This is a genomic window from Streptomyces sp. BYX5S (assembly GCF_054724165.1).
In genome coordinates, this window is sequence record NZ_CM138829.1 from 263,595 (window position 1) to 289,346 (window position 25,752).

Sequence of the window (25,752 nt, forward strand, 5' to 3'; positions counted from 1 at the left end):
CCATTCCAAACGGACGCCGACGCCGATGAAATGAAAATCGCGCCACCCCCGGTTCTCCGATCGGGTGGTTCTGCGGAACCATTCGCGCGCTGCGCAGTTGCCTCCAGTGCAGTTATCGGTGCCACCAGAAAAGGAAACTGACTCATGCTCAAGAAGGCCATGGCCACGGCCGCGGTTGCCGCGTCCGTCGTCGGCGTCTCCGCCGCTGCCGCTCCGCAGGCGCTCGCCATCGGCGACGACCAGGGCACGACGTCCACGAGCGGCAACAACTCGTCGGCGAGCTACGGCAACTCCGAGACCGCCGGCGACATGAGCCCGCAGCTCGGCCTCGTCCAGGGCTCCCTGAACAAGCTCTGCGTCGGCCTGCCCGTCAAGGGCAACGCCGGTTCGCTCGTCGGCCTCGTGCCCGTCTCGGCCCAGGACATCCCGGTCCTGTCCGCGCCGCAGAACCAGCAGTGCGCCGAGAACTCGACGCAGGCCAAGGGTGACGAGCCGCTGTCGCACATCCTCGAGGACATCCCGGTCCTCGCCGGCAACGGTGCCGGCAACGGCTGACCGTTCCCCGCACACACGGCTCGGGCCGCCGGCAAGCGTCATCGCCGGCGGCCCGAGCTCTGTCACGGGGCGTCCGGGCCCGCCCTCCAACGGCGCGGAGCCGACGGCTGACAGGAAGGCGGCGCCGCCAATCTCATGACGGCCTCAGTGGATCACCGGTGCTCCGCGCGGGAAGAACCGGTTCACTCGTTCGCCCATGACGTCACCCCAAAGGGCCCGGCCGCCCGGGGTGCTTGACGGGCGGCGACCGGCCCGGACGCCCGCGCGCCGGGCCGCCCCGGGCAGCGGCGGCGGCCCGTCACCCGTTCGGAGCCGCAACCCCCTGCCCCGCCTGCCCGTTGCACCACGAGCCAGGCACCCCGCGCTGGCCGACCAGTACGACCCCCCAAGGAGCAGTTTCATGTCGCGTACCGCGAAGGCAGTCGTCTTTTCCGCTGTGGCCGCCGCCGCCATGGCCGGCTCGGCCGGCGTCGCCGCCGCCGACTCCGGCGCGCAGGGTGCGGCCGCCAACTCGCCCGGCGTCATCTCCGGCAACACCGCGCAGGTTCCGGTCCACGTGCCGGTCAACGTCTGCGGCAACACCGTCGACGTCATCGGTCTGCTGAACCCGACGTTCGGCAACACCTGCGTCAACGACTGACGGCCGCACACCGGCTCTTCCGCAGCCGCCCCTCCTTCGAGGGGCGGCTGCTCCGTTTTGTGGCTGTTTCATGGATTTAGCGAAAATCGGCACACCCACACGGCGCGACGCTCGTTGAGCAATAAGAAGCGAGACACCGGGGCATCCAGAATGCCGCACGGTGAATATTCCAAACCGATGACGAACGTTATCGAGGGAAGGCAAAAAACAATGAAGTCGCTGAAGACCGCCGCCGTTGTCGCCGGATCCATGGCGCTGGTCGGGGCCGCTGCTCCCGCATTCGCCTCGGACCTCACTCCGATGAGCCTGAACGGCGCGGTGGACACGATCGCCAGCCAGCCGACGCTCGACGCCAGCCCGGTGGACAGCAACCTCCTGGACCCGAAGAACGACGACGGCGCGGTCAGCACCGTCGGCGACGCCGTGAACGGCGTGAACAACGGCGGCTCCGGCCCCACGGGCCTGCTCGGCGGTCTCCCCGTCGGCCAGTAGGCGCCACGGCGGCGGCCCCTTCGCACGGCGGGCCGCGCATTCGAAGGCTGGTTCGGGAATCCTGGTTCCCGGGTCAGCCTTCGGTATTTCATCCGTCGAATGCATTACGCCATGCGGGTGAAGGGCGGCTCTTGTGCGAACCATGTATCGCTAGTCTTCGCCGGTGACTTCAACAATGAGCACCCCCGCATTCCGAGCAGCCGATCTGGGAACTCTGGCGGTCATCGCCTGGAGTGGAGAAGGCCCGGACGAGAAAGGCGACATTCCCTTTCTCCTCGCATACTCCATGGGCGATTCCGCCGCCGGACCCGAGGCCGCGGAGGCGGCCGTGCGGGGCCTCCTGGAGACGAACGGCCTCACCATCGGCACCACCGTCCACGACGCGTCGAGCGTCCCCCGGTTCCCCGTCTCCCTGCTGGTCGAGGCGGGCCAGGCCGTCGTCACCATGCCGCTCCTGAACGCCCAGTGCCCGGTGCCGCCCGAGTGGCTGGAGGCGGCGGAGACCCGCAAGAGCGCCTACTTCCTCTTCACCACGCGGGTGTGGCCCAACGCGGTCCCCGGCTCCCCGGTCGACGAGAAGGAACTCCAGGAGTTCGCGGGCGCCGAGGAGACCCTGACGGCTGCCGCGCACTGCGTGCTGCCCATCCGGCGCGTCCGCGGCTAGCCGAGATGAGCATCGACCAAGAGCGGACGTCCGCCCCGGCGGTGCACCGGCACCGGAGCACCGCGAGTGCCACGAGCGCGCGGGTTCTGCCCGCCGGGAGCGACCGGCTCCTCGCGTGGGTCCTCGTGGTCACCGGCGCCGCCGGGGTGCTCGCGTCATGGGTCATCACGCTCGACAAGTTCAAGCTGCTGGAGGACCCGAACTTCACACCCGGGTGCAGCCTGAACCCGGTGGTCTCCTGCGGCAACATCATGAAGAGCGAGCAGGCCGCCGCGTTCGGTTTCCCCAACCCGATGCTCGGTCTGGTCGCCTACGGCGTCGTCGTCTGCGTCGGCGCGGGCCTGCTGACCGGGGCCCGCTTCCCGCGCTGGTACTGGCTGACCTGCAACACGGGCATGCTGTTCGGCGTCGGATTCGTGACCTGGCTGCAGTTCCAGTCGCTGTACCGGATCAACTCGCTGTGCCTGTGGTGCTGTCTGGCGTGGGCGGCCACCGTCGTCATGTTCTGGCAGCTGGTCGCGTTCAACGTCCGCGCGGGCTTCCTGCCGGCGCCCCGGGCCGTACGCGCCTTCTTCACGGACTTCTCCTGGGTGCCGCCCCTGGCGCACCTGGGGATGATCGGCATGCTGATCCTGACCCGCTGGTGGGATTTCTGGACGAGCTAGCTGACACGCCCCCCATTGGCGCAATTTCCGCCCATAACGGGCGGGTGGCGTTGTGATGGGCGAGTCATATTTCCTCACACTCAAAGGGAGCAACGATGCGTCTTCGCGTACTCGCGACCGCAGCCGTGCTGGCCGGCACCACCGTTCTGGGGTCCGCCGCCATGGCCTCCGCGCTGGACGGTCCGGGCGCCAGCGCCACCGGCGTAGCGCAGCAGAGCCCCGGCGTGCTGTCCGGAAACGTCGTCCAGGTGCCGATCGACGTTCCGATCAACGCGTGCGGCAACTCGCTCAACGTGATCGGCCTGCTCAACCCGACGGCGGGCAACGCCTGCGTCAACGGCTGAGCATCGCCTCGGTTCGTACCCGCGGCGCCCGGAACGGCATCGGCTGTTCCGGGCGCCGTCGCGTGCGCTCAGGGGCTCCGCGGGGCCGCCGTCTGCTACGCCCGAGCCGCCGATGGGTCGTGGCCGGCTCCAGTGCCACCTTTCCTTCCGGGGACCAGTGGAGGAGCATGAGGGCGCGGGTCTTCTCACGAGGTATCGGAGACAGGTCGGTCCCGGTCCAGGGGCGACCAGGGGAATGGGAAAGGGCATGCCCGGCCATTCGCCGACCCTCCGTGCCCGGACGGCAGCCCTTCCACCGCAGAGGCGGTCCCCCCTCATGAGTGCGCACCGCGAACAGCAGCTGGCCGCCGCGTTCGTCGATCTCGCGGACGTCCTGCCCGACGACTTCGACGTCATCGACCTCCTGCACCGCCTGGCCGGCCACGCCGTCGGCCTGCTCGGGGTCGACGAGTGCGGAGCCATGCTGTTCTCCTCGCAGGGTGACGTCGTCGACGCCACCGCCTCCAGTGAGTTGGCGCGCCGTGTCGGACTCGCGCAGATCCGGTTGCGGCAGGGACCTTGCTGGGACTGCATCCAGTCCGGTGACCCCACGCCCGACGTCTTCCTGGTCGACGGCGTGTCCCACCGCAGATGGCCGCAGTTCGCTTCCCTCGACCTGACCCGCCGGTTCACGGGAATCGCCGCGGTGCCCATGACGTCGCGCGGCCTGGTGATCGGCGCGCTCGGCTTCTTCCACACCCGCCGTACCCCCGTGAGCCTCCCGGAACTGCGCCTCGGCCAGGCGCTCGCGGACGCCGCCACCGCCGCGATCCTCAACCACCGTGGTCTGGACAGGCACCGACAGCTCAGCGAGCAGCTCCAGACCGCCCTCGACAACCGTGTCGTCGTCGAACAGGCGAAGGGCATGCTGGCCGAGCGGGCGAACATCGGCCTGGACGCGGCCTTCGAGAGGATGCGCCGGCACGCCCGGCACCGCAGGCAGCGACTGACCGTCCTGGCCCGCCAAGTCATCGACGAGCGCACGGAGCTGCTGGCCGCCCCTCCGGCGTGATCGTGACTGGATGTCCACCCCCATCCAACCCGGTCCTGAGCGAGACCCTGCGGAGCGCCTCGTCCCGGGACGGCCCGGCACGACCTGCGGTTCACCGTCGGCGAGGAACCCGGCACCCGACGTGGCCACAGCCGGACTCGCCGTTTTCCAGGGCGATTTGACGGCCTCACCGCTCGTACGGTGGCCGGTGTTCACCCCTGCCGCCCTCGCCCGGGATCCGTGCGCTGCTTGCGCTGTCCCTGTCCAGGGGCGCCACCCGGCGCGGTGCGCCGCCCCCGTACAACGCGACGACCTCGTCGTCCTCACCGACATGCTCGCCGTCTCGCTCTCGCCGCCCCCGAGACCACCTCTGCCTCGACGCTCCGGACACCCGGCGCGGCACTCCGCGCCGTGCGGATGTCCACCAGGCAGCAGGCGTGAACTCGCCATGCGGCGCATGGCGCGAAGCCATCGGCGGCGGTGTCGCGCGCAGTGTCGTGTGCTTCGCTCGGGTACCCGAGCCGGCTGCCTACCGACGTCGAGGCCCGTGCAGAAAGGAGCCGACATGGTCCGTTCGTTCCCGGCACCATCTCTTTCGCCCTGGACGTGGGCGCTGAACCGGCTGGCCAGCCCGCTGACCGTGGACGACTATCTCGGCCTGCTCGATCCGCTCTGGTCGGCGCGGCACCCCGCGGGCAGGGTCCGCGCCGTACGGTGGGAAGGGCCCGGAGCGGCCACGCTGACGATCCGTCCCGGCAGGGGCTGGACGGGCCACCGGGCCGGGCAGTACCTCCCCGTCGGGGTCGAGATCGGCGGTGCACGGCACTGGCGTACGTACTCGATCACTTCGCCGCCCGACGACAGGGACGTCACCCTCACGGTCAAGGCCCGACCCGACGGCCGGGTCTCCCCGCATCTGGTGCACCGGTCGCCGCCCGGCACGGTGCTGCGGCTCGGCCCGGCGCAGGGCGGGTTCACCTTGCCCGAGCCGCTGCCCGACCGCGCCCTGTTCGTCTCCGCGGGCAGCGGGATCACCCCGGTCATGGGGATGCTGCGCACGCTCGCCCGGCGCCGCACCGGCCCGGACACCGTCCTCCTGCACAGCGCGCCGACCCGGGCCGAATGCCTCTTCCGTCACGAACTGAACGCCATGGCGCGGACATTGCCCTGGCTCAGAATCCGCCTCACCCACACCCGCCACGACGGTCGGCTCACGCCGGACCGGATCGACGAAGCCTGCCCGGACTGGCGTGACCGGGACGCCTGGGTGTGCGGTCCGGACGGGCTGCTCGACGCGACCGAGCGGCAGTGGTCCGCCGCGGGCTCAAGGAAACGGCTGCGGTCGGAGCGGTTCCACCTCACCCCCGTACAGCCGGCAGGCGAGGGCGCGATCGGCGGCCGGGTGCGGTTCGCGCGCAGCGGCGTGGAGACCGACGCCGCCGCGGGCACCCCGCTCCTCGCGGTCGGCGAGGCGGCGGGCGTGCCGATGCCTCACGGCTGCCGTCGGGGCCTGTGCTTCGGCTGTCTCGTCCCGCTCGTCGACGGTCGCGTGCGGGATCTGCGTACGGGCGAACTGCGCCATGCGAAAAGCGAGTTGATTCAGACCTGCGTCAACGGTGCCGCGGGTCCCTTGGTGTTCGACCTCTGAGCCCTCACATCACGAACGCTGCTCCCGAGGAGACCTCATGGCCTTGCCTGCCATCGCTCTGGAAGCCACCAACACTGACGAGCTGGGCCGGGAACTCGACCGGCTCCGCGCAGGCGTCGTCACGAGCCGCGGCTCCGCCGACGCCCGCTACATCCACACGGTGATCGCCGTGCAGCGTGGCTGCGAGGCGGCCGGCCGCTGCGCCCTCGCCGTCTCCCTGCTGCCGCCCGCCTGGGCGACGGGCACCGCCCTGCTCGCCCTCGCCAAGACCCTGGAGAACATGGAGCTGGGCCACAACATCCTGCACGGCCAGTGGGACTGGCTCGGCGACCCGGCGATCCACTCGACGACCTGGGACTGGGATTTCGTCACGCCCCCCGACGCCTGGCAGCGCACCCACAACCACCTGCATCACACGTACACGAACGTCGTCGGCCGTGACCGGGACCTCGGCTACACCGTCCTGCGGATGGCCCCCGATCAGCCCTGGCATCCGGTCCACTTCTTCCAGCCGCTGTACGCAGCCCTGCTCGCGCCCGTCTTCGAGTGGGGCATCGCCCTGTACGACCTGGAGGTGGACGCGGTGCCGTCCGGCCGCAAGAGCCTGCGGTCCCTCCTCGGTGACGCAACCGCCCTGGTGCGCAAGGCGGTTCGCCAGTCCGCCAAGGACTACGTCCTGTTCCCTCTCCTCGCGGGCCCCAGCGCGCTGCCCTGCCTGCTCGGCAACCTCACCGCGAACGTGGCTCGCAACGTGTGGGCGCACACGGTCATCTTCTGCGGCCACTTCCCCGCGGACGTGCACACCTTCACGTACACCGAGGAACAGATCGAGGGCGAGAGCCGGGGCGAGTGGTACCTACGGCAGATCCAGGGCTCGGCGAACATCGAGGGCGGCCCGCTCCTGCACGTGCTCACCGGCAATCTCAGCCACCAGATCGAGCACCATCTCTTCCCCGACCTGCCCAGCAACCGCTATGCCGAACTCGCCCCGCGCGTACGGGAGATCTGTGCCCGCTACCAACTGCCGTACGTCAGCGGACCGCTGTGGCGCCAGTACGCGTCGATGTGGGGCCGCGTGCTGCGCCACGCCCTGCCGTAGCCGGGCCCGGCCGGGGATCACTTCCGCGGCTCGAGGTCCGGGAGGCGTGCCTGCTCCGCGATCACGAGAGCGGCGGCGGTGAGGCGGTTGGCGGGGTCCGTCACCGCGGACATGAGGCGGTCCGCGGTGACGGTCGCGGTGCCGTGGGGGATGACGAGCAGGTCCCAGCGGGCGACGTCGTAGGAGAAGAGCCGGATCGTGTACGGGTCGCACCCGGAAGTGAGCCACTTCACCCGCACGGTGTGCCCCCGCACGGGCAGGGAGGGTGGCGTCGCCGCCCAGGCGTCACGGCGGGCGACGATTCGGGTGACCCTGCCCAGGCGCGGGTCGAACTCCGCGCACAGCGCGGGGAGTTCGGCCGCAAGCTCGTCGGATCGGGGCCACCAGGCGCCGCACAGGGGACCCGGGGGGAAGCTGGGCGGGGTCAAGGTGAGCCGGGCGGACGCGTTCATGGCGCGGTCCCTGTCCCCGGACGGCCGGTGCGGCGGCCCGGTGTCGGCGTGCGCCGGGGGCGGTGCCCTGGGAGGGTGACACGCGGTGAACTCCCGGTGTTTCCACCGTACTCCGCGCCTGGGTGTGGGAGGGGGTAGCCATGCCTCCTGTTTACGCCTAGGGTCGAGATGAAGGGTCGGCCAAGAGGCGGCCCGTTCTCTTAATCCCGGCAGCCACGGCTGCTCGTACCCGCCGCACGCGCCGTGTCGCTGCGCCAGGGCAGGACAGGACGTCCACCGACAGCGGCGAGGACCAGGCGAACTCGTCGCCTCTCGCACATCCCCGCAGAACCGCGTCGCGGCTCCCTCCCGCAGCCGCCGCGGGTCCACGTGGGGTGCCCAGGTTCCGGCAGGTACGCGACTCGTGGGGGAGCGGTCGCGTCGCGGAACCGCGGGCGGTCGCCGTCGGGTTCGTGTCCCGTCGGCGACCGCCGACGCCGGTACCCGCCGGAGTACGGTGGATGGACCGAGGGCCCTTCGTGTACCGCCTTCCGAGCCGTGCCGTTCTCGGCGATCAGTGACTCAGGGGCGCCGCACGGCCGGCACCCAGGACAGGTTCTGTCCCATGCCTCAGCACTCCTTTGACGACCCTCATGGCGCATCCACGGACCGCGGCCCGTCCCCGTGGGACGCGGCGTGCATCCGCCGCCTGACCCGGTGCCAGACAGGCGACCGTCTCCCGCAGCTCGGCCGGCTCTACGCGGCCAACTCGGGTGTGGAGGCCGGGCAGTGGGAGCGGCTCGGCGAACTCTTCATCCGTCGGCTGACGCTCGACATGCGCCGCAGCGGGTTCGCCCTGCTGATCGCGGAGGGTGCGGTGCCGACGGCCTGTGCGTACGGATTTCCCCTGGGGTCACGGCTCTTCGGGATACGGGAGATCGTCGTCCCGCGACGCGTGCGGGTGCAGTCCGCGCATCGCGAGTGGAACCTGGCGCGCAGGCTGCAACGGACACTGCTGAGCAACCAGGACCGCCCCACCGGAGTCACAGTGGTCGACAGCTCGGACCTGTACACCCTCATGGGACTGCGGGCCTGGGGTTGGCGGAACGCGGCGTGGGGATTTCGCGGAGTACGGCCGGCGGCCACACGCCGCATTCTGCTGCTCGACCCCTGACGCGTGGCCCGCGCTGTCAGACGGGCGGCCCGGGAGCGGTGATGACGCGGGTGTCGAAGCTGGCGTCGACGATGTTCCGGGCGAGGTCCGTCAGCCGCAGATGGTGGTTGCGGGCGTACCCGCGCATGGCCTGGAACGCCTCGTCGACGGAGGTGTCCCAGCGTTCGGCGAGCACGCCCTTGGCCTGCTCGACAAGGACCCTGCTGTGGAGTGCGCCGCTCAGCTGCGCGTTCTCGATGTGGGACCGTTCCAGCGTGCGCTGCTGCAGGATTTGGGCGCGCACGACACGGCAGTCGGCCAAGGGGACGGAGGGCGGTGCCCACAGGGTGGGCCCGTAGGGCGGAACCGGGTCGTGGTGCTCGTCGGGGTACGGACTCATCCGTCCCAACTCCTCTGACAGGGCGGTGCAATGGAGTACGCAGAGCCTCTGTTGCGCGGGGGAGAACCACGGAGAGGGCCGGGACCGGGGCGACCGTCCTTCGAGCCTACCGGGCGGCTGGGACAGGGGCACCGGGCTTGATGGAATCAACTCGAAGGAGGGCCCGAACCGGGCTTTACGACGACGGTGGTGGGCGTGCCCGTCGATGCCGTCACCGAGGCCCACAGACGTCGGCTATCAGGCGCAGTGCTTTCGCCTCGTCGGTCAGAGGCGGCACGACCGCGAGGTCCCACCGTCCGAGGCCGGGCGCGATCAGGCAGACCGTCGCAGGGGCACCCGGGCGGGTGCCGGCGTGCAGATGGAGCACATGGCCGTCACAGAGCATCCGGCCGGGAAAGGCGGCCCACGCCCCGGCGTTCACGCTGACATGGACGATCCGCGCCCACCTGTACGGCAGCGCGTGCAGCAGGTGCGGAAGCTCGGCGACCAGGTCGTCGGTGCGTGGCCACCAGGCGCCGTTGATACGGTGCGGGGTCGCGGCGGGCGGTGTCAGGTACAGGCGGACCAGGGGGCTGGTGTCGGTCGCTCCGGGCAGACGCGAGGGCATGGTGATCTCCGGTGTGTGATGAGGGTTGCGGCAGGATCGGCCCCGCGAACTCGCGTCGGCGGCACGGGGATCGAGGGGGGGCGGTGCGTCGGTCACCGTCACGGCGGCGGCCTGTTCCCGGTCCCGGCGATGCCGGGTCGATGCGGTGAGTCCGGGACCGACGGCGGAAGCCCGTCGGGAGCTGCGTCAGGAGGCGGGGCCCGCTCCGGCGGCCCGTTCGGGCATGGACGGGTGGCCGTTCGGGCCGCAGGAGTAGGCTCGAACGGGTGAGGGACCCACGGTTTCTCCTGCCACCCCCAAGGGAGGTGCGCCATGAGTGACGACCTGGTGAGGCCGGTCGTACTGTCCGCGGGCGAGGAAACTCGCGGCATCGCTCCCGGAACGGCTCTGCTCAGGCTGGCGACGTCACCCCGTCGTGACGGCACGTTCGACGGTGCGTGGTGGCCGCGTTCCCGGGATGTCGATTCCCAGCTGCCCGACCTGATCAGGTCGTTGAGCGAGCGCCTCGGCACGGTCGAGCGGATCGGTCTGGACACCGGAGCCTGGGACGTGCACCACCGCTCGCTGACCGTGGACGGCCACCTGGTCCGGATCGACTGGTCCGCGGTCGACGACCACACGATGCTCGTCACCCGTGGGGTACGGGACATCTTCTCCTTCCTGATGCTTCCGCCGGAGGCCGACGAGGAGGCCGCCCGTGCCGCCATGACCCTCGCCGTACGGGACGGCAACAGCGCGTCGGCAGCGGAGATCCTGGCTGCCACCGGCATCGATGCCCGCTGACGTCCGAGGCCGTCAGGGCGTGGCACGGTCACGGCTGCGGCTCATCCGGATGCGGACGGTGGTGCCGTCGCCGGTGCTGCGGATGTCCGTGGAGTCGCTGAGCCGGCGGATGATCCACAGGCCGCGGCCGCCGAGGCGGGTCAGCTCGGGCGGCAGACGGCCGGCCAGCGTGGTGTCCAGGGTGCCGCGGCCGTCGCTGACCTCGCAGACCAGCTCGTACGCGGTGACCCAGATCCGGCAGGCGCCCGCACCGCCGCCGTGCTGCAGGGCGTTCGCGGCGGCTTCGGCGACGCAGATCAGCAGGGAGTCGGCACGGTCGGAGGACAGCGCCGCGCACCGGGCCCACCGTGCGGCGAACTCACGCAGCGCGGCGAGCTGTCCGGGCCCGTCGAAGCAGAACTCGGCGCAGCCCGTGGGCGGTTCGGACAGCGGCGCGGCGTCACAGCCCGCGATGAACTGCGTGGGCGCGACATGATCGGGATTGGCGCAGTGGGAACTCCCCGCGGCCAGCGTGGGGTGGGTGAGCCGGGCGGTGCGCAGGATTCCGGGGGCCAGGACGGCTGTGTTGTAGGGGCACAGGTGCCAGGCGCCGGTCGAGGCGAGCACGAGGGTGAGCAGCGACTCGTAGCGCGACCACTCCCGCACCTGGCCGGGGGCGAATTCGCTCCAGGGGGCCTCGCCCAGGACGCGGGACGCGGGCTCGCCGGGGCGGGCCTTGTCGTGGAAGGACAGCAGCGCCTGGGCGGGACTGCGGAACCAGTGCGTCGCGGCGAACGTCACCTTTGCGGCCCGCGGACCCAGACGTCGTCGCAGCAGCGCGGTGTTGTGCCGGCTCGTGGCGACGAAGACCGGTTCCCCGGCGGCGACGCCGTCGTGGGCGAAGGGCAGCGCCGCGGCCAGGAACTGGTCGTCGCTGCCATAGAGCAGCAGGTGGTGCGCGCATCCCGGTCGGGACGGCGCGCGCGCCTCGTTCATCGCAAGTCCTTCCATGACGGACAGTGAGAGGTCGGGCCGTTACGGACCCGCCGTGCCACGACGGCGCACTGTGGGCGAACGTGTGGGCACGCGGTCCCTCGCCCCGGTGTCCGGGACGGTGAACCTGAGCGCCCGTCTCGGCGCCGTTCATCGCATCGGCTCGCGCGCCCACACCACGCTGCGCGACGCCTTCGCGCCCGGCCCCGAGGCGGGCAGTTCCTTCCAGCCCCAGGCGCGGAGCAGATCCCTGATCCCGCCCTCGGCCCTGTCCGGGCCCACACCGGCCACGACCAGGTCCAGGGGATGGCGGGACAGCAGCAGCTCGCCGAGGCGGGTCGCGACACGGCGGCGGCGGTACCCGGGCAGCACCATCAGCTCGGCGAGTACGAACACCCGCCCCGATGCCGTGAGTTCCTCGGTCTGCGGCGTCACCTCGACGGGGAAGTCGGCCCACCACGCCCCGTCGCGCTCCAGGCGGTGTCCGTAGGCGCAGCCGACGAGGCCCACCGCGTCGGCGACGACCATGTCGAAGCCGTCGTGCTGCACATGCTGCGCGAAGAGGCGTAGAAACTCCTCCCGGTCGCGGTACTCGGCTCCGGCGGCGGTGCGGTATGCCGTGACGTAAAGGTCGGCGACGACCGCTCGCTGCTGCTCGGCCTGCCATCGGGTGAGCCTGCGCAGATACACCTCGGCCATCCGGACTCCCTTCAGCGACCCTTCTTGTGCGTGCTGCGATCACGGCGTCGGCGTGCCCGGAACCGTCCGCGACCACCATCACGGTGGTCGCGCCGGCCGACCGGGTCGGCCGGCGGGGGCTGGAGAGGCAGCGTTTCGTCGTCGTGCGGTGTGGTGGCGGTCCGGCGGCCCGGCAGGAAGCGGCTGTAGGTGCGCAAGGCGATCCTTTCGGCGTGCTGGGTGTTGAGACGGTGGATCACGTACGCGGCGAGAGTGATCAGCACCAGGAAAGCGGCTGCGGTGAGCACGGCGTCCACGGCGATCACCGTCCCACGGCCGTGAGAGCGGCGTGTGCGGAGGTGGCGCCGCCCTCGTACTCCCACGACTCCTCCCCGGCCTGTGGCCGCTCGCCCACGGCGACGTCGTGGTGGCGTGCGGTCTCGGCGGCGATGAGAGCGGTGGCGGTCAGCGGGGGCCCGGCCGTGTCGCAGGCGGCGGCCATGAGCCGGGCCGCGCTCGCGGCCGCCGTCTCGGGCGGGATCACCAGGAGGTCGAAGCGGCTGGTGCCGTAGGACAGCAACAGCAGCTTGTGCGGGTCGAGTTCAGGGGTGAACCAGCCGACCTTGAGCACGCGGTCGTGAACGGTCACCTTGCGCGGGACGACGGGCCAGAGCATCGGATTCACGGCGACACGGGTGATGCGGCCCCACAGCGGATCGAGTACGTCCGCCAGGGCGGGGAGTTCGGCGGTCAGGTCGCGCGAACGCGGCCACCAGGCGCCGTCGAGCAGGCCGCGGCCTGTCGGTGATTTCAGCGCCACGCGGGCGGTGGGCGACGGGGCTGGAGGGATGACGCGCAGGGAGCTCGTGGTCGCGTTCATGATGCGAACCCGTCTTCGGAGCGGCGCGGTGGCCGCCCCGAGGTCCTTTGCTCACCGAGGACGAGACCCGCGCGGATGCCGGAGTGCGAAGTGCCCTTGGTACTTCCAAGCGTACTCCTGCGCGTGGGGCCGGCGGTGGGTCCGTCGGCGGCGTCGGGAGCGGGTAGGTGACGGGCCGTCTGATCCGTTTCCTGCCGGACGGAAGTACGGTGCAAGAAGGAGAGGGCGTTCCCCCTGCCGGTCCCGGACCGCTGTGCACACGCACCTCGCCATCCCTCAGCGACAGCCCCCGACCCCGGCCGCGCCATGCGCAACCAGGCCGAGGAGTCGATGCATGTCCCTGACGTTCCCCCGCGCACCTTGCCGCCGCCGCGCGAAGGACGCGAGCGCCTGTACGTGGCGATGACGGCGGTGACGGCGGTCATCGTCGCGTGCTGCCGTTCGTGGCCCTCGGCCTCGCCGGATGGCTGCTGTGGGGCCGGCTGATCCACCCCACGGACATCGTGCTCGGGCTCGCCCTGTACGTGCTCACCGGCCTCGGGATCACCGTCGCCTTCCACCGCGGCCTCACCCACGGCGGCTACCGCGCCGTCCGCCCCGTGCGCGTCGCCCTCGCCGTGGCCGGATCGATGAGTTTCCAGGGCGATGCCATCGGCTGGGTCGCCACGCACCGCCGCCACGCGTTCACCGACCGCCCCGGCGACCCGCATTCCCCGTACCGCTTAGGCACCAGGTTGCGCGATCGGCTCCGCGGACTGCTGCACACGCACATCGGCCGGTTGTTTCGCAACGACCCCACGTCCGCCGAGCGTTACGCCCCCGGTCTGCCGGCCGACCGTGACATCCGCGCGCGCCTTCCCCGCGGTGTGCGTACTCACTCCTCGCCCTGCCGTTCGGCCTCGGCTGGATCATCGCGGCGGGCTCTACGGGGTAACCGGCCTGCTGTGGACGGGATTCGTCCGCATCGCCCTGCTCCACCACATCACCTGGAGCGTGGACTCGCAGGGCCCCATGATCGGCGAGCGCCCGGCACGGGGTTGAACGTGGCCGGTTCGACCCGTCGGCCGCCGTCATCCGCCTCTTCGACGCCTCGAAGACCGTGGGGCGGCCCAGGGCTCACTGAGACCCGATGTCGAAGCTACGGGGGCGCTACCGCGCGGCGGTCCGCCACCTGCCGCAGCGGGTCGGCCACCCGCGACGGAGTGGGCAGCGTCGCGCATCGGTGGCCGGCCTCACCTCCGTGCCCAGGAGGACAGCGGCGGTGGCCGCCGCCGCGCACTTCGTGAGCGCGCGCTTCGCGAGCGGCGGACAGCACTGATTCGCTAGCGCCGCACGTCCAGGAGCGGGCTCCGCCCCTTCCATCCCGCGCTGTCCGATGGCACAGCCGCCCGGCCACGGCAGCCCCCTGCTGCCAGGCTCTGCGGATACCGATTGGCGAGTGCACAGGATCGGTCACGCGGTGGCTGCCGTCGCGGGCTCCGGCATGCAGAACCGTCTGGGAGACCCCGCCCAAGATCTTCTCCCAGATTTCTCCCAAACGATCACCCGAGACGCGGAAAGGGCCTGACCCGCGATGCGGATCAGGCCCTTGACCTGGTGTTTCAGCTGTCGGGGTGGCGGGATTTGAACCCACGACCTCTTCGTCCCGAACGAAGCGCGCTGCCAAGCTGCGCCACACCCCGATGTCGTTGTTCCGGTCTCTGCTGTTCTGCAGGTCGCGGCGACGTCGTTTACTTTAGCGGACTGTCGGCCTGAGACGAAATCCGGTTTTCGGGGGCGGCCGCGGGGCCGCCCCCGGGGAGCTCACGGGGCCGCCGGGGCCAGGGTCAGCAGGGTGGCCTCGGGCGGGCAGGCGAAGCGGACGGGGGTGTAGCGGTTGGTGCCGCAGCCCGCCGAGACGTGGAGGTAGGAGGTGTTGCCCTCCGACTCGTGGGTGGAGAGGCCCTTCACGCGTGCCCTGTCCAGGTCGCAGTTGGTGACGAGGGCGCCGTAGAAGGGGATGCAGAGCTGGCCGCCGTGGGTGTGGCCGGCGAGGACCAGCGGGTAGCCGTCCGCGGTGAAGGCGTCCAGGGCGCGCAGGTACGGGGCGTGCACGACGCCCAGCGAGAAGTCGGGGCCGGAGAGCGGGCCGCCGGCCACCTCCGCGTACCGGTCGCGCTTGATGTGGGGGTCGTCCAGGCCGGTCAGGCCGATCTCGACGCCCGCGACCTTCAGCGCGCCGCGGGTGTTCGTGAGGTTGATCCAGCCCGCCTCGTCGAAGCCGTCGCGCAGGTCCTCCCACGGGTTGTGGATGGCGCCGACGACGGGGGCGTTGCCGTTCAGGCCGTGCTTGCCCGAGACCTGCTGCTTCAAGTAGCGGGCGGGGTTGAGGAGTTTGGGGCCGTAGTAGTCGTTCGAGCCGAAGACGTACGCGCCGGGGAACTCCATCAGCGGGCCGAGCGCGTCCAGGACCTCGGGGACGCCCTCCGTGTCGGACAGGTTGTCGCCCGTGTTGATGACGAAGTCGGGGCGCAGGCCGGCCAGGGACTGGAGCCAGCGCCGCTTCTTGTTCTGCCCGCTCACCATGTGGATGTCGGAGACCTGGAGCACCCGCATCGGGCGCATTCCCGCAGGAAGGACCGGGATCGTGACCCGGCGCAGGCGGAAGGAGCGGGCCTCGAAGCCCGCGGAGTAGATCAGGCCGGCGGCGCCCGCCGCCGCGATGCCTGCCGTCACCTTCAGGGAGGTCTTCAGAGGATTCCCGTATCGAGCGCGCATGGGTTCCATCGTGTCAGACCCGCACCGACCCGGAAATCGGCGGGCGTTGTGCCTCGGGCACCTGCGACAATCAAGTCATGACCACGCTCAAGTCGAAGCTGCACGACGACCTCAACGCCGCGATCAGGGAGCGTGATGAGCTGCGCTCCTCGACGCTCAGGCTGACCCTTTCCGCGATCACCAATCAGGAGGTCGCGGGTACGGAGAAGCGTGAGCTCAGCGACGACGAGGTGCAGAAGGTGATCGCCAAGGAGGCGAAGAAGCGGCGCGAGGCGGCCGAGGCCTTCGAGAAGGCGGGGCGCGCGGAGTCGGCGGCGCGTGAGGAGGCGGAGGGTGCGGTGCTCGCCGAGTACCTGCCGCAGCAGCTGAGCGACGCGGAGCTCGAAGGGATCGTCGCGGAGGCGGTCGAGGAGGCGAGGGCCGCGGGGGCGGAGGGGCCGAGGGCCATGGGGCAGGTCATGAAGATCGTGAAGCCGAAGGTGGCGGATCGGGCCGAGGGTGGGCGGGTTGCCGCCACGGTCAAGCGTCTGCTGGCGGGCTGAGCCCCACCACGAACCCCGAGAGGGCGTACCCCGTGCGGGGTACGCCCTCTTCGTCTTCCGCCCGACCGTCCCCTCACGCCACGGGGCTCCGCCCCGGACCCCGCTCCTCAAACGCCGGAGGGGCTGGATAGTGCCCGGACCCCGCTCCTCAAACGCCGGAGGGGCTGGATGGTGCCCGGACGCCGCTCCTCAAGCGCCGGGGGGTGGTGGTGCGTCCGGACCCCGCTCCTCAAGCGCCGGAGGGGCTGGATCGTCCCGCCGGGGGGCTGGAGTGGGGTGGCACGGAGAGCGCCGGAGGCGTTAGCGGCCCCAGCCGCCCCCGTTGCCGTTTCCGTTGCTGTTGCCGCCGATGAGGTCCGGGGGGATGGAGATGTCGGGGAAAGGGTCGGTGTCGCCGTTGCCGGCGTCGTCGTCACCGCCGCCGCCCGGGTCCGCGGGGTCGGGCCTGTCGCGGCCCTTGTCCTTCTTCTTGTCCGGGTCCGGGATGCTCACCTTGTTGAAGGAGGGCGCCTCCTTGCCGGACAGGGCGCCGGTCATGGCGTCGCGCCAGATCGGCCCCGGCGTGTCCGCGCCGAAGACCTTGGCGTGGTACCGGCCGCCGATGGTGATGTTGGTCATCTTCACGGCCTGCGAGGCGCTGCCGACCCAGACCGCGCCCGACAGGTTCGGCGTGTAGCCCGCGAACCACGCGTTCTTGCGCTCGTCGGTGGTACCGGTCTTACCGGCGTTGTCCCGGCCGGTGAGGCCGGAGGCCTTGCCCGTACCGGAGTCGATCACGCCGCTGAGCAGCGTATTGATCTTGTCGGCGGTCTTGGTGGACATCGCGCGCGAGCACTTCGTCTTCGGTACGTCGAGCGCCTTGCCGTTCGGGTCGGTGATCGACGCGATCGCGACGGGCGTGCAGTACGTGCCGCGGTTGGCGAACGCCGCGTACGCGGACGCCATCGTCAGCGGCGACAGACCCGTCGAACCGAGGGTCATCGACGAGGGCACCTCGGGCACCTTCTCGCCGTTGCCCTGCACCACGCCCAGCTTGTTCGTCATCTGCACGACGGGGCACATGCCGATGTCGCCGATCATCTGCACGAAGTACGTGTTGATGGACTTGGCCATCGCCTCCTTGAGGCGGTACGGGCCGACCTCCGACTCGTTCTCGTTCTCCAGCTTGTAGCCGCCGTCGTTGACCCACGGCTTGCCGCTGCACGTCTGGACGGTGCTCGGGTACGGCATCTGGTACGGCGCCGGGTACTGCTTCGTCACCGGCGTGCCCTTCTCCAGGGCCGCGGCCGCCACGAACGGCTTGAACGTCGAACCGGTCGGGAAGCCCAGGAAGGAGCCGCCGTACTTGTTGTCGACCGAGTAGTTGAGCTCCGTCTCGTTCTTGCTGGTGTCGGAGCCGTACGGCTTGGACTGGCCCATGCCGAGGATCCTGCCGGTGCCCGGCTCGACGAACGCGCCCGCCCCGGCGACCTTGTCCGTCTTGTAGACGTACCGCTTGAGCGAGGCCTCCACCGAGTCCTGCGTCTGCGGGTCGAGCGTGGTCTTCACTGTGAGGCCACCGCGGTTCCAGACCTTGGCGCGCTCCTCCGGGGTCTTGCCGAACGTCGAGTCGTTGAGGAAGACGTTCTTGACGTAGTTGCAGAAGAACGACGCGCCCCGCACCGCCGTGATGCATCCGTTCTGCGGCCTGCTGACCTTCAGTCCGAGCGGGGTCTTCTTGGCCTCCTCGGCCTCGGCCCGCGTGATGTCGTGCGTCTCCGCCATGCGCTGGAGCACGACGTTGCGCCGCTTCTTCGCCTCCGCCTCGTCGTTGACGGGGTCGTAGCGGCTGGGGGACTGCACGATGCCGGCGAGCATCGCGGACTCCTGGATGTTCAGGTCCTTGGCCGGCTTGGAGAAGTAGCGCTGGGCCGCGGCCTCGACGCCGTACGCCTGCTGCCCGAAGTACGTGATGTTCAGGTAGTTGGCGAGGATCTTCTTCTTGCCGACCTCCTCCTCCACCTGGATCGCGTACTTCAGCTCCTTGACCTTGCGGCCGATGGTCTGCTGCGTCGCCTGCGCCAGCTTGGTCGGGTCGTCGCCCGCCTCTTCCATGAAGACGTTCTTCACGTACTGCTGGGTGAGGGTGGAGGCGCCCTGCGAGACGCTGCCGTTCTGCGCGTTGGCGTTGATCGCGCGCAGGATGCCCTTGGCGTCGATCGCGCCGTGCTCGTAGAACCGCGAGTCCTCGATCGCGACGATCGCCTTCTGCATGTACGGCGAGATGTCGTCGAGCTTCACGACCGTGCGGTCGCGCGAGTAGACGGTCGCGATCTTCCCGCCCTCGTTGTCGAGGATCGTGGTGCGCTGGCTCAGCGGCGGGGTCTTCAACGTCGCCGGGATCTCGTCGAATCCCTCGACCGATCCCTTGGCCGCGAGGCCGAGCGCGCCCGCCGCGGGCAGCGCGATGCCGGCCAGCACCGCTCCCGCGAGCACGCTGACTCCGAGGAACTTGGCGGCCTGTTGGGCAGGGGACATGCCGCCGCCACCGCCCGAGCGCTTCTTTCCCATACGGGGCAGCCTACGTGCCGATTCTCCGGACAGGCGTATATGCCTTGGCCTAAGCTGCACTCAACTGTCACAGCAGTGCGGTCACGTATCAAGATGCGGGACGACCCCGAATCGTTCCCGGTACTTACGAAGTGCCTCTTGTAGTCATTTCCGGGCCTGTTCGCGGAGCTTCGCGTAGGGCTCAGGGGGTGTCCGAATCCGCCTTGTGTGTCACTCGACGCCCGTTGTGACTCAAGTGAACTGTCCCGTTTTGCCGGGGTTATTACGCATGTCCGTCGGTCACTCCGTCGGGTGATCTGCCGCTCACGCATAGTCCGTTCGGGCCATTCAAGATTGGGCCCGAAGGGGGTGTTGCGCTGTGCCCACCTTCCGTAACGTCCTCAACTGGCGGCGGTGAATATGCCGCTGCCGCCGTGGGGGAGCCTCGATTCGGGAGAGGACGGCGCCGGTATGGGCTGGGTAGTCGACTGGAGTGCGCAGGCGGCCTGCCGCACTACCGATCCGGACGAACTGTTCGTTCAAGGAGCAGCGCAGAACCGGGCGAAGGCGGTGTGCACGGGATGCCCCGTGCGGACCGAGTGCCTGGCGGACGCGCTGGACAATCGCGTCGAGTTCGGCGTGTGGGGTGGCATGACGGAGCGGGAGCGCCGCGCGTTGCTGCGCAGGCGTCCGACCGTCACCTCATGGCGCCGGCTGCTTGAGACGGCGCGTACGGAGTACGAGCGCGGCGCGGGCCTGCTGCCCGTGGAGCTGGAGAACGACGAGACGTACGAGAGGTACGCCGCCGTCGGATAGCCGGCGCGCGCACCGCGGGTCGTTCCACCCGCGGACGGCGCGTGCGCGTACGGCTCATGCTGCTCCGGCCGGAGTGCCACCGGCCGCGAGCCGTTCCCCGATGTCCCTGAGGCCTGCCAGGTCGTGCACGTCCCCGGGCAGCGCCGCGACCTCGGTCACGGCGACCTCGGGATGCAGCGCGGTGAAGCGGTCACGGGTGCGCTGTTCACGCGCGACCACGTGCATGCGCTCGGCGTGCAACCGCAGCAGCCCCGCGGTGAGTTGCTCGACGGTGGGCTCGGCCGTCCCGCTCGTGGACCGGGCCTCGGAACGCTCGGAGGCCGCTTCCGCGGAGTTCTCAGAGCTCTCGGGAGTCTCGGGGTTCTCGGGATACTCGGGGTTCTCTGGATCGGAGTTCTCGGGGGAGGACTCGGTGGGTGCCTCGGGAGTGGCACGCCCCTCTTCCTTCCCGCCCGTCTGATCCACAATGCCGCGCTCGTCAAGATTTTCCGCGGCGGCGAGGGCGCGCTCGGCCGAGAGCCGGCCCGCGCCGCTGCCGTGCACCCGGTTCAGTACGAGACCGGCCAGCGGCATCTTCTCCGCGGCCAGGCGCTCCACGAAGTACGCGGCCTCGCGCAGCGCGTCCCGCTCGGGCGCGGCGACCACGAGGAACGCCGTGCCGGGCGCCTGGAGCAGCTTGTACGTGGCGTCCGCGCGGGTGCGGAAACCGCCGAACGTCGTGTCCATCGCGGCCACGAACGTCTGCACGTCGCGCAGGAGTTGACCGCCGAGCAGCTTGCCGAGGGTGCCGGTCATCATCGACATCCCGACGTTCAGGAACTTCATGCCCGCGCGCCCGCCGACCTTCGCGGGCGCCATGAGCAGCCGGATCAGCTTCCCGTCGAGGAAGGAGCCGAGCCGCGTGGGCGCGTCCAGGAAGTCGAGCGCGGAGCGCGAGGGCGGGGTGTCGACGACGATGAGGTCCCACTCGTCGCGCGAGCGCAGCTGCCCCAGCTTCTCCATCGCCATGTACTCCTGCGTGCCCGCGAAGCCCGCCGAGAGCGACTGGTAGAAGGGGTTGGACAGGATCGCCTGCGCGCGCTCCTCGTCCGCGTGCGCCTCGACGATCTCGTCGAAGGTGCGCTTCATGTCGAGCATCATCGCGTGCAGCTCGCCGCCCGACCCGTTGTCGATGTCCTTCACCCGGCGCGGGGTGTTGTCCAGCGAGTCGATGCCCATGGACTGGGCGAGCCTGCGGGCCGGGTCGATGGTCAGGACGACGACCTTGCGGCCGCGCTCGGCGGCGCGCAGGCCGAGGGCGGCGGCCGTGGTGGTCTTGCCGACGCCGCCGCTGCCGCAGCACACCACGATGCGGGTCGACGGGTCGTCGAGCAGCGGGTCCACGGCGAGCGTGGCGGAAGGATTCAGCGTCATCGGAACGGTCCCCTAAATCCCTTGCTGGCGCAGTTCCTCGGCGAGCGTGTACAGCCCGGAGAGGTCCAGTCCTTCGGTGAGCAACGGCAGTTCGTGCAGCGTCAGGCCCGCCGCGGCGAGCTGGTCGCGCTGTGCGCGCTCCAGCGCGTAGCGCTCGGCGTACTCACCGGCCTGCGCGAGCAGCGGGCCGACGAGCCGCTTGGCGCTGCCGAGTCCGGCGGCCGTCAGTGCCTCGGTGACGGCCGGGCGGACCCCGCCGTCGCGGGTCAGCGCCAGGGCGGGTTCCCCGAGGAGGGCGGGTCGCACCATGTTCACCATGATCCGTCCTACCGGGAGCTTCGCGGCGCGCAGCTCGGCGACCCCGTCGAGGGTCTCCTGCACCGGCATCTCCTCCAGGAGCGTCACCAAGTGCACCGCGGTCTCACGGGACTTCAGGACCCGCATCACGGCCTGCGCCTGATTGTGTATCGGGCCCATCTTGGCGAGCCCGGCCACCTCGTCGTTCACGTTCAGGAACCGGGTGATGCGGCCGGTGGGCGGCGCGTCCATCACCACGTAGTCGTACGCGTACCGCCCCTGCTTGTCCTTCCTCCGTACGGCCTCGCAGGCCTTGCCCGTCAGGAGGACGTCCCGCAGGCCCGGCGCGATGGTCGTGGCGAAGTCGATGGCGCCGAGCTTCTTCAGGGCGCGGCCCGCGCCGCCCAGCTTGTAGAACATCTGGAGGTAGTCCAGCAGCGCCAGTTCGGGATCGATGGCGAGGGCGAACACCTCCCCGCCGCCCGGCGCGACGGCGATCTTCCGCTCCTCGTACGGGAGCGCCTCCGTCTCGAAGAGCTGCGCGATACCTTGTCTGCCCTCCACCTCCACGAGGAGAGTGCGCTTTCCCTCGGTCGCGAGGGCGAGCGCGAGCGCGGCGGCGACCGTGGTCTTTCCGGTCCCGCCCTTGCCGCTGACGACCTGGAGCCTGCTCACGTATTCGAGCCTAACCAGTACGTCGGACATCCACGCAGCAGCCTCCGGAACGCTTCGGCCACGTGCGCTTCGGCCACGTGCGGCGGATACAGTCGGCCCCATGGCAAAGAAGTGGGAATACGCGACCGTGCCGCTCCTCGTGCACGCGACGAAGCAGATCCTGGACACCTGGGGCGAGGACGGCTGGGAGCTGGTCCAGGTCGTGCCGGGGCCGAACAACCCCGAGCAGCTGGTGGCGTACCTGAAGCGGGAGAAGGACGCGTGAGCGGCGCCGTCGAGGCGCGGCTCGCCGAGCTGGGGCTGACGCTGCCGCCGGTGGTTCCACCGGTGGCGGCGTATCAGCCCGCTGTGCGGTCCGGTGTGTACGTGTACACGGCGGGGCAGCTGCCCATGGTCGACGGCAAGCTGCCGCTGACCGGGAAGGTCGGCGACGAGGTCACGGACGAGCAGGCCAAGGACCTGGCCCGCACGTGTGCGCTGAACGCGCTCGCGGCGGTGAAGTCCGTGGCGGGTGACCTCGACCGGATCGAGCGGGTCGTGAAGGTCGTCGGGTTCGTGGCCTCCGCCACGGACTTCACCGGGCAGCCCGGTGTCATCAACGGCGCGAGCGAGCTGCTTGGCGAGGTGCTCGGGGACAAGGGTGTGCACGCGCGCAGTGCCGTGGGCGTGGCCGTGTTGCCGCTGGACGCGCCGGTCGAGGTCGAGATCCAGGTCGAACTGACGGAGTCCTGACCCCCGCGCGCCGCCCCGGGCCCACACCCCCGGGGCTCCGCCCCGGACCCCGCGCCTCAAACGCCGGCGGGGCTTGAAACGCGTCGCCTCAAACGCCGGCGGGGCAATTGGAGCCCCTGCGGCGATTGAGCAGCGGGGGCCGGGGCGGAGCCCCGTGGCGTGGGGGACGGGTGGGCGCACCCGGGATCCGCGTACCCGTGAGGAAACGGGCTCTCGAACATCCGGGCGCCACCAGTTAGCCTCCGGCCATGGCAAATGGGCAGTGGTATCCCCCCGAGTGGCCGGACCGCATCCGCGCACTCGCAGCCGGCACCCTCACCCCCGCAACCCCCCGCCGCGCGGCCACGGTGATGCTGCTCAGAGACGCCGAGGGCGTCGAGGTGCACATGCTCCGCAGACGTACGTCGATGAAGTTCGCGGCCGGCGCCTACGCGTACCCCGGCGGCGGCGTCGACCCCCGCGACGACGACCGCCTGGTCCGCTGGGCCGGCCCCACGCGCGCGGAGTGGGCCGAACGCCTCGGCGTGCCCGAGCCGGAGGCCCAGGCGATCGTCTGCGCCGCCGTACGGGAGACGTTCGAAGAGGCCGGCGTGCTGCTCGCGGGCCCCACCCCGGACACCGTCGTCGACGACACCACGGGCGAGCGCTGGCAGGCCGACCGGCAGGCGCTGATCGACCGGGACCTGTCCTTCGCCGAGTTCCTGGAGGACCGCGGCCTGGTGCTCCGCTCCGACCTGCTCGGCGCCTGGGCCCGCTGGATCACCCCCGAGTTCGAACCGCGCCGCTACGACACCTGGTTCTTCGTCGCCGCGCTCCCGCAGGGCCAGCGCACCAGCGACGACTCCTCCGAGGCCGACCGCACCGTGTGGATCGGTCCGGGCCGCGCCGCGGCGGCGTACGACCGGGGCGAGCTGTCGATGATGCCGCCGACGATCGCGACGCTGCGCACCCTGGAGGCGTACGAGGACGTGCGCGGCGCCCTCGGCGGGGCGACGGGGCGCGACCTGACCCCCGTACTGGCACAGGCACGCATGGAGGAGGGCGAGTTGGTGCTGTCCTGGCCGGGGCACGACGAGTTCACCAAGCACATCCCCACGGGGCACACCCACCGGAACGGAGGTGCCTCCGCATGACCGAGGCCGCCGCCCTGCCGGGCCAGCCGCGCGGCGGGGTCCTCTCCGGCCCCGCCACCGCCCGCGCGGTCAACGTCCTGGCGCCGAACCCCTCCGCGATGACCCTCGACGGCACCAACACCTGGATCGTCGCCGAACCGGACAGCGACCTCGCCGTCGTCGTCGATCCGGGTCCGCGGGACGACGCGCACCTGCGCCACGTCATGGACGTCGCCGCGCGGGCGGGCAAACGGATCGCGCTCACCCTCCTCACCCACGGCCACCCCGACCACGCCGAAGGGGCGGGCCGGTTCGCCGAGCTGACCGGGACGAAGGTGCGGGCGCTCGACCCGGCGCTGCGGCTCGGCGACGAGGGCCTCGCCGCCGGTGACGTGATCACCACGGGCGGCCTGGAGCTGCGCGTCGTACCGACCCCGGGACACACCGCGGACTCGCTGTGCTTCCATCTCCCGGCCGATCAAGCCGTGTTGACCGGGGACACCGTCCTCGGGCGCGGCACGACCGTGGTGGCCCATCCGGACGGCCGCCTGGGCGACTATCTGGACTCGCTGCGCCGACTGCGGTCCCTGACGGTCGACGACGGGGTGCACACGGTGCTGCCGGGACACGGGCCGGTCCTGGAGGACGCCCAGGGCGCCGTCGAGTTCTACCTCGCCCACCGCGCGGGCCGTCTCGCCCAGGTGGAGACGGCCGTCGAGAACGGGCTGGTGTCCGCGCCCGACGTCGTCGCGCACGTGTACGCGGACGTGGACCGCTCGCTGTGGCCTGCGGCCGAGCTGAGCGTGCGGGCCCAGCTCGAGTACCTGCGCGAACACGGCCTGATCTAGCGGGCCCAGCGCGCCCTCATGCCGAGGGGCGACCTCTTTAAGAGGTTGTTCATGTGCTTCTTCAAGAGGTCGCCCACGTGACGCCCAGCGCGGCGAGGCGTGGCGGGTCCGCGATGATGTCGACCCCCACGACCTTGCCGTCGCGGAACGTGAAGGCGAGCACGGAGACGGCCTGGTCGCGCGGCGCCTGCACGATGCCGACGGTGTCGCCGACGAACACCGGGTACGCGGCCTGCGCCAGCTTCCCGTAGAACGCGGCCTGCTTGGCCACCTCCACGCTCCCGCGCAGCAGCCCGGAGGCCGTGCCGCCGCCCGCGTCGACCCGCAGCAGGACGTCCGGGTCGAGGAGTTCCAGCAGCGCTTCGAAGTCGCCCGCGCGCGAGGCGGCCAGCCAGGCGCCCACGACCTCGCGCTGCCGGGCGAGCGAGGTGTCCGGCGGCACGGTCGCGCCCTGCACCCGGCGCCGCGCGCGGCTCGCCATCTGGCGGGTCGCCGCGGGGGTGCGCTCGACGATCGGGGCGAGTTCCTCGAACGGCACAGCGAACATGTCGTGCAGCACGAAGGCGAGACGTTCGGCGGGGGCCAGGGTGTCCAGGACGACGAGGAGCGCGAGCCCGACGGAGTCCGCGAGTTCGGCCTCGTGGACGGGGTCGGCGGGGCGGACCAGCGGGTCGGGCAGGTGGATCTGGGCGGGACCGTCCTCCAAGGGCTCCTCACGGCGCGAGGAGCGGGCCCGCAGCATGTCCAGGCAGATCCGCCCCACCACGGTCGTCAGCCAGCCGCTCAGGTTCCGTACGTCGTCGCTGTCGGCGCGCTGAAGCCGCAGCCACCCCTCCTGAACGGCGTCCTCGGCCTCGCTCAGCGAACCGAGCATCCGGTACGCCACGGAGCGCAGCCGCCCGCGCTCTGCCTCGAAACGGGTGACGAGATCGGGCGGCTGGGTCATGAGCGGCTCCCCTTGTGTGCGGTTGTGGCGCTACGCGGACGGGT

Annotated in this window: 29 protein-coding genes and 1 tRNA gene; 17 read left to right on the forward strand and 13 right to left on the reverse strand. The window is 70.9% G+C overall.

Annotation, left to right across the window (positions count from 1 at the left end; translation table 11 throughout):
• Positions 1 to 144 precede the first annotated feature (144 nt).
• The 9 genes from ACYBSK_RS01215 to ACYBSK_RS01255 all read left to right on the forward strand — a co-directional run bounded on the left by ACYBSK_RS01215 (position 145) and on the right by ACYBSK_RS01255 (position 7,137).
• Positions 145 to 555, forward strand: coding sequence for a rodlin (locus ACYBSK_RS01215; protein WP_460244881.1), 411 nt, complete (start codon positions 145 to 147; stop codon positions 553 to 555).
• Positions 556 to 955: 400 nt separating this feature from the next.
• Entirely contained in the window at positions 956 to 1,195 is a 240-nt protein-coding gene (locus tag ACYBSK_RS01220) for a chaplin (RefSeq protein ID WP_457474936.1), read from the forward strand.
• 210 nt (positions 1,196 to 1,405) lie between these two features.
• Positions 1,406 to 1,687, forward strand: a complete 282-nt coding sequence (locus ACYBSK_RS01225) for a hypothetical protein (RefSeq protein ID WP_457474937.1) — start codon at positions 1,406 to 1,408, stop codon at positions 1,685 to 1,687.
• A gap of 163 nt (positions 1,688 to 1,850) precedes the next feature.
• On the forward strand, positions 1,851 to 2,351 hold the full coding sequence (locus ACYBSK_RS01230; RefSeq protein ID WP_457474938.1) for a DUF5949 family protein: 501 nt from the start codon (positions 1,851 to 1,853) through the stop codon (positions 2,349 to 2,351).
• 5 nt (positions 2,352 to 2,356) lie between these two features.
• Positions 2,357 to 3,016 carry a vitamin K epoxide reductase family protein gene (locus tag ACYBSK_RS01235; RefSeq protein WP_460244882.1) on the forward strand — a complete coding sequence of 220 codons (660 nt, stop codon included), beginning with the start codon at positions 2,357 to 2,359 and terminating at the stop codon, positions 3,014 to 3,016.
• Between the two features lie 95 nt (positions 3,017 to 3,111).
• Positions 3,112 to 3,360 carry a chaplin gene (locus ACYBSK_RS01240; RefSeq protein WP_457474940.1) on the forward strand — a complete coding sequence of 83 codons (249 nt, stop codon included), beginning with the start codon at positions 3,112 to 3,114 and terminating at the stop codon, positions 3,358 to 3,360.
• Positions 3,361 to 3,676: 316 nt separating this feature from the next.
• The gene (locus ACYBSK_RS01245; protein WP_460244883.1) at positions 3,677 to 4,411 is read left to right on the forward strand and encodes a GAF and ANTAR domain-containing protein; all 735 of its coding nucleotides are present in this window, start codon (positions 3,677 to 3,679) and stop codon (positions 4,409 to 4,411) included.
• Positions 4,412 to 4,955: 544 nt separating this feature from the next.
• Positions 4,956 to 6,038, forward strand: coding sequence for a ferredoxin reductase (locus ACYBSK_RS01250; protein WP_460244884.1), 1,083 nt, complete (start codon positions 4,956 to 4,958; stop codon positions 6,036 to 6,038).
• A gap of 37 nt (positions 6,039 to 6,075) precedes the next feature.
• Positions 6,076 to 7,137, forward strand: a complete 1,062-nt coding sequence (locus ACYBSK_RS01255) for a fatty acid desaturase family protein (protein WP_460244885.1) — start codon at positions 6,076 to 6,078, stop codon at positions 7,135 to 7,137.
• A 17-nt stretch (positions 7,138 to 7,154) separates the two neighbouring features.
• Here the strand turns inward: ACYBSK_RS01255 and ACYBSK_RS01260 are convergent, their stop codons facing one another.
• Positions 7,155 to 7,589 (reverse strand): DUF5994 family protein, encoded by a 435-nt coding sequence (locus ACYBSK_RS01260; RefSeq protein ID WP_460244886.1) that lies wholly within the window; start codon positions 7,587 to 7,589, stop codon positions 7,155 to 7,157.
• Positions 7,590 to 8,193: 604 nt separating this feature from the next.
• On the opposite strand from ACYBSK_RS01260, the gene ACYBSK_RS01265 reads away from it, so the two are divergent.
• Positions 8,194 to 8,742 carry a hypothetical protein gene (locus ACYBSK_RS01265; RefSeq protein WP_460244887.1) on the forward strand — a complete coding sequence of 183 codons (549 nt, stop codon included), beginning with the start codon at positions 8,194 to 8,196 and terminating at the stop codon, positions 8,740 to 8,742.
• A 16-nt stretch (positions 8,743 to 8,758) separates the two neighbouring features.
• Here the strand turns inward: ACYBSK_RS01265 and ACYBSK_RS01270 are convergent, their stop codons facing one another.
• Complete coding sequence (locus ACYBSK_RS01270; RefSeq protein ID WP_460244888.1) at positions 8,759 to 9,121, reverse strand: ANTAR domain-containing response regulator; 363 nt, start codon at positions 9,119 to 9,121, stop codon at positions 8,759 to 8,761.
• A 211-nt stretch (positions 9,122 to 9,332) separates the two neighbouring features.
• Positions 9,333 to 9,728 (reverse strand): DUF5994 family protein, encoded by a 396-nt coding sequence (locus tag ACYBSK_RS01275; RefSeq protein WP_460244889.1) that lies wholly within the window; start codon positions 9,726 to 9,728, stop codon positions 9,333 to 9,335.
• Between the two features lie 312 nt (positions 9,729 to 10,040).
• Here ACYBSK_RS01275 and ACYBSK_RS01280 point away from each other — a divergent pair, with 312 nt between their 5' ends.
• Positions 10,041 to 10,511, forward strand: coding sequence for a DUF5994 family protein (locus ACYBSK_RS01280; RefSeq protein WP_457474949.1), 471 nt, complete (start codon positions 10,041 to 10,043; stop codon positions 10,509 to 10,511).
• 12 nt (positions 10,512 to 10,523) lie between these two features.
• Here ACYBSK_RS01280 and ACYBSK_RS01285 read toward each other — a convergent pair whose 3' ends face one another.
• The 6 genes from ACYBSK_RS01285 to ACYBSK_RS01310 form a co-directional block, all read right to left on the reverse strand.
• Complete coding sequence (locus tag ACYBSK_RS01285) at positions 10,524 to 11,486, reverse strand: anti-sigma factor RsbA family regulatory protein (protein ID WP_460244890.1); 963 nt, start codon at positions 11,484 to 11,486, stop codon at positions 10,524 to 10,526.
• Between the two features lie 147 nt (positions 11,487 to 11,633).
• Positions 11,634 to 12,182 (reverse strand): GNAT family N-acetyltransferase, encoded by a 549-nt coding sequence (locus ACYBSK_RS01290; protein WP_457474951.1) that lies wholly within the window; start codon positions 12,180 to 12,182, stop codon positions 11,634 to 11,636.
• A gap of 11 nt (positions 12,183 to 12,193) precedes the next feature.
• Positions 12,194 to 12,478 (reverse strand): hypothetical protein, encoded by a 285-nt coding sequence (locus ACYBSK_RS01295; protein WP_457474952.1) that lies wholly within the window; start codon positions 12,476 to 12,478, stop codon positions 12,194 to 12,196.
• A 5-nt stretch (positions 12,479 to 12,483) separates the two neighbouring features.
• On the reverse strand, positions 12,484 to 13,041 hold the full coding sequence (locus tag ACYBSK_RS01300; RefSeq protein WP_460244891.1) for a DUF5994 family protein: 558 nt from the start codon (positions 13,039 to 13,041) through the stop codon (positions 12,484 to 12,486).
• Between the two features lie 1,608 nt (positions 13,042 to 14,649).
• Positions 14,650 to 14,723, reverse strand: a tRNA-Pro gene (locus ACYBSK_RS01305).
• A gap of 121 nt (positions 14,724 to 14,844) precedes the next feature.
• Positions 14,845 to 15,798 carry a metallophosphoesterase gene (locus ACYBSK_RS01310; RefSeq protein WP_460244892.1) on the reverse strand — a complete coding sequence of 318 codons (954 nt, stop codon included), beginning with the start codon at positions 15,796 to 15,798 and terminating at the stop codon, positions 14,845 to 14,847.
• Between the two features lie 77 nt (positions 15,799 to 15,875).
• Here ACYBSK_RS01310 and ACYBSK_RS01315 point away from each other — a divergent pair, with 77 nt between their 5' ends.
• Positions 15,876 to 16,340, forward strand: coding sequence for a GatB/YqeY domain-containing protein (locus ACYBSK_RS01315; protein ID WP_460244893.1), 465 nt, complete (start codon positions 15,876 to 15,878; stop codon positions 16,338 to 16,340).
• Between the two features lie 300 nt (positions 16,341 to 16,640).
• Here the strand turns inward: ACYBSK_RS01315 and ACYBSK_RS01320 are convergent, their stop codons facing one another.
• Positions 16,641 to 18,890 (reverse strand): transglycosylase domain-containing protein, encoded by a 2,250-nt coding sequence (locus tag ACYBSK_RS01320; RefSeq protein ID WP_457474962.1) that lies wholly within the window; start codon positions 18,888 to 18,890, stop codon positions 16,641 to 16,643.
• Between the two features lie 450 nt (positions 18,891 to 19,340).
• Between ACYBSK_RS01320 and ACYBSK_RS01325 the strand changes: the two genes are divergently transcribed.
• Positions 19,341 to 19,685, forward strand: a complete 345-nt coding sequence (locus tag ACYBSK_RS01325; protein ID WP_356387178.1) for a WhiB family transcriptional regulator — start codon at positions 19,341 to 19,343, stop codon at positions 19,683 to 19,685.
• 54 nt (positions 19,686 to 19,739) lie between these two features.
• On the opposite strand, the gene ACYBSK_RS01330 is transcribed toward ACYBSK_RS01325, so the two are convergent.
• Together ACYBSK_RS01330 and ACYBSK_RS01335 are read right to left on the reverse strand one after the other, a co-directional pair.
• On the reverse strand, positions 19,740 to 21,098 hold the full coding sequence (locus ACYBSK_RS01330; protein ID WP_460244894.1) for an ArsA family ATPase: 1,359 nt from the start codon (positions 21,096 to 21,098) through the stop codon (positions 19,740 to 19,742).
• A gap of 12 nt (positions 21,099 to 21,110) precedes the next feature.
• Positions 21,111 to 22,070, reverse strand: a complete 960-nt coding sequence (locus ACYBSK_RS01335; protein WP_457474964.1) for an ArsA-related P-loop ATPase — start codon at positions 22,068 to 22,070, stop codon at positions 21,111 to 21,113.
• 100 nt (positions 22,071 to 22,170) lie between these two features.
• Here ACYBSK_RS01335 and ACYBSK_RS01340 point away from each other — a divergent pair, with 100 nt between their 5' ends.
• From ACYBSK_RS01340 to ACYBSK_RS01355, 4 genes are all read left to right on the forward strand, one after another.
• Positions 22,171 to 22,335 carry a DUF4177 domain-containing protein gene (locus ACYBSK_RS01340; RefSeq protein ID WP_086020382.1) on the forward strand — a complete coding sequence of 55 codons (165 nt, stop codon included), beginning with the start codon at positions 22,171 to 22,173 and terminating at the stop codon, positions 22,333 to 22,335.
• A complete protein-coding gene (locus ACYBSK_RS01345; protein WP_457474965.1) occupies positions 22,332 to 22,802 on the forward strand; it encodes a RidA family protein in 471 nt (156 codons plus the stop codon). Before ACYBSK_RS01340 ends, ACYBSK_RS01345 begins: the two co-directional genes overlap by 4 nt.
• A 248-nt stretch (positions 22,803 to 23,050) precedes the next feature.
• A complete protein-coding gene (locus ACYBSK_RS01350; RefSeq protein WP_460244895.1) occupies positions 23,051 to 23,935 on the forward strand; it encodes an NUDIX hydrolase in 885 nt (294 codons plus the stop codon).
• Entirely contained in the window at positions 23,932 to 24,762 is an 831-nt protein-coding gene (locus ACYBSK_RS01355) for an MBL fold metallo-hydrolase (RefSeq protein WP_460244896.1), read from the forward strand. The genes ACYBSK_RS01350 and ACYBSK_RS01355 overlap by 4 nt, the downstream gene beginning before the upstream one ends.
• 61 nt (positions 24,763 to 24,823) lie before the next feature.
• Here the strand turns inward: ACYBSK_RS01355 and ACYBSK_RS01360 are convergent, their stop codons facing one another.
• Positions 24,824 to 25,708: a sigma-70 family RNA polymerase sigma factor gene (locus ACYBSK_RS01360; RefSeq protein ID WP_460244897.1), complete on the reverse strand. Its 885-nt coding sequence runs from the start codon at positions 25,706 to 25,708 to the stop codon at positions 24,824 to 24,826.
• Between the last annotated feature and the right edge of the window lie 44 nt (positions 25,709 to 25,752).

Coding starts and splice junctions, on each gene's coding strand:
- ACYBSK_RS01260 (WP_460244886.1), bottom strand. CDS start 7,589: ATGAACGCGTCCGCCCGGCTCACCTTGACCCCGCCCAGCTTCCCCCCG.
- ACYBSK_RS01270 (WP_460244888.1), bottom strand. CDS start 9,121: ATGAGTCCGTACCCCGACGAGCACCACGACCCGGTTCCGCCCTACGGG.
- ACYBSK_RS01240 (WP_457474940.1), top strand. CDS start 3,112: ATGCGTCTTCGCGTACTCGCGACCGCAGCCGTGCTGGCCGGCACCACC.
- ACYBSK_RS01325 (WP_356387178.1), top strand. CDS start 19,341: ATGGGCTGGGTAGTCGACTGGAGTGCGCAGGCGGCCTGCCGCACTACC.
- ACYBSK_RS01245 (WP_460244883.1), top strand. CDS start 3,677: ATGAGTGCGCACCGCGAACAGCAGCTGGCCGCCGCGTTCGTCGATCTC.
- ACYBSK_RS01250 (WP_460244884.1), top strand. CDS start 4,956: ATGGTCCGTTCGTTCCCGGCACCATCTCTTTCGCCCTGGACGTGGGCG.
- ACYBSK_RS01355 (WP_460244896.1), top strand. CDS start 23,932: ATGACCGAGGCCGCCGCCCTGCCGGGCCAGCCGCGCGGCGGGGTCCTC.
- ACYBSK_RS01215 (WP_460244881.1), top strand. CDS start 145: ATGCTCAAGAAGGCCATGGCCACGGCCGCGGTTGCCGCGTCCGTCGTC.
- ACYBSK_RS01255 (WP_460244885.1), top strand. CDS start 6,076: ATGGCCTTGCCTGCCATCGCTCTGGAAGCCACCAACACTGACGAGCTG.
- ACYBSK_RS01315 (WP_460244893.1), top strand. CDS start 15,876: ATGACCACGCTCAAGTCGAAGCTGCACGACGACCTCAACGCCGCGATC.
- ACYBSK_RS01265 (WP_460244887.1), top strand. CDS start 8,194: ATGCCTCAGCACTCCTTTGACGACCCTCATGGCGCATCCACGGACCGC.
- ACYBSK_RS01225 (WP_457474937.1), top strand. CDS start 1,406: ATGAAGTCGCTGAAGACCGCCGCCGTTGTCGCCGGATCCATGGCGCTG.
- ACYBSK_RS01220 (WP_457474936.1), top strand. CDS start 956: ATGTCGCGTACCGCGAAGGCAGTCGTCTTTTCCGCTGTGGCCGCCGCC.
- ACYBSK_RS01330 (WP_460244894.1), bottom strand. CDS start 21,098: ATGACGCTGAATCCTTCCGCCACGCTCGCCGTGGACCCGCTGCTCGAC.
- ACYBSK_RS01350 (WP_460244895.1), top strand. CDS start 23,051: ATGGCAAATGGGCAGTGGTATCCCCCCGAGTGGCCGGACCGCATCCGC.
- ACYBSK_RS01275 (WP_460244889.1), bottom strand. CDS start 9,728: ATGCCCTCGCGTCTGCCCGGAGCGACCGACACCAGCCCCCTGGTCCGC.
- ACYBSK_RS01290 (WP_457474951.1), bottom strand. CDS start 12,182: ATGGCCGAGGTGTATCTGCGCAGGCTCACCCGATGGCAGGCCGAGCAG.
- ACYBSK_RS01280 (WP_457474949.1), top strand. CDS start 10,041: ATGAGTGACGACCTGGTGAGGCCGGTCGTACTGTCCGCGGGCGAGGAA.
- ACYBSK_RS01340 (WP_086020382.1), top strand. CDS start 22,171: ATGGCAAAGAAGTGGGAATACGCGACCGTGCCGCTCCTCGTGCACGCG.
- ACYBSK_RS01310 (WP_460244892.1), bottom strand. CDS start 15,798: ATGCGCGCTCGATACGGGAATCCTCTGAAGACCTCCCTGAAGGTGACG.
- ACYBSK_RS01285 (WP_460244890.1), bottom strand. CDS start 11,486: ATGAACGAGGCGCGCGCGCCGTCCCGACCGGGATGCGCGCACCACCTG.
- ACYBSK_RS01360 (WP_460244897.1), bottom strand. CDS start 25,708: ATGACCCAGCCGCCCGATCTCGTCACCCGTTTCGAGGCAGAGCGCGGG.
- ACYBSK_RS01300 (WP_460244891.1), bottom strand. CDS start 13,041: ATGAACGCGACCACGAGCTCCCTGCGCGTCATCCCTCCAGCCCCGTCG.
- ACYBSK_RS01235 (WP_460244882.1), top strand. CDS start 2,357: ATGAGCATCGACCAAGAGCGGACGTCCGCCCCGGCGGTGCACCGGCAC.
- ACYBSK_RS01320 (WP_457474962.1), bottom strand. CDS start 18,890: ATGGGAAAGAAGCGCTCGGGCGGTGGCGGCGGCATGTCCCCTGCCCAA.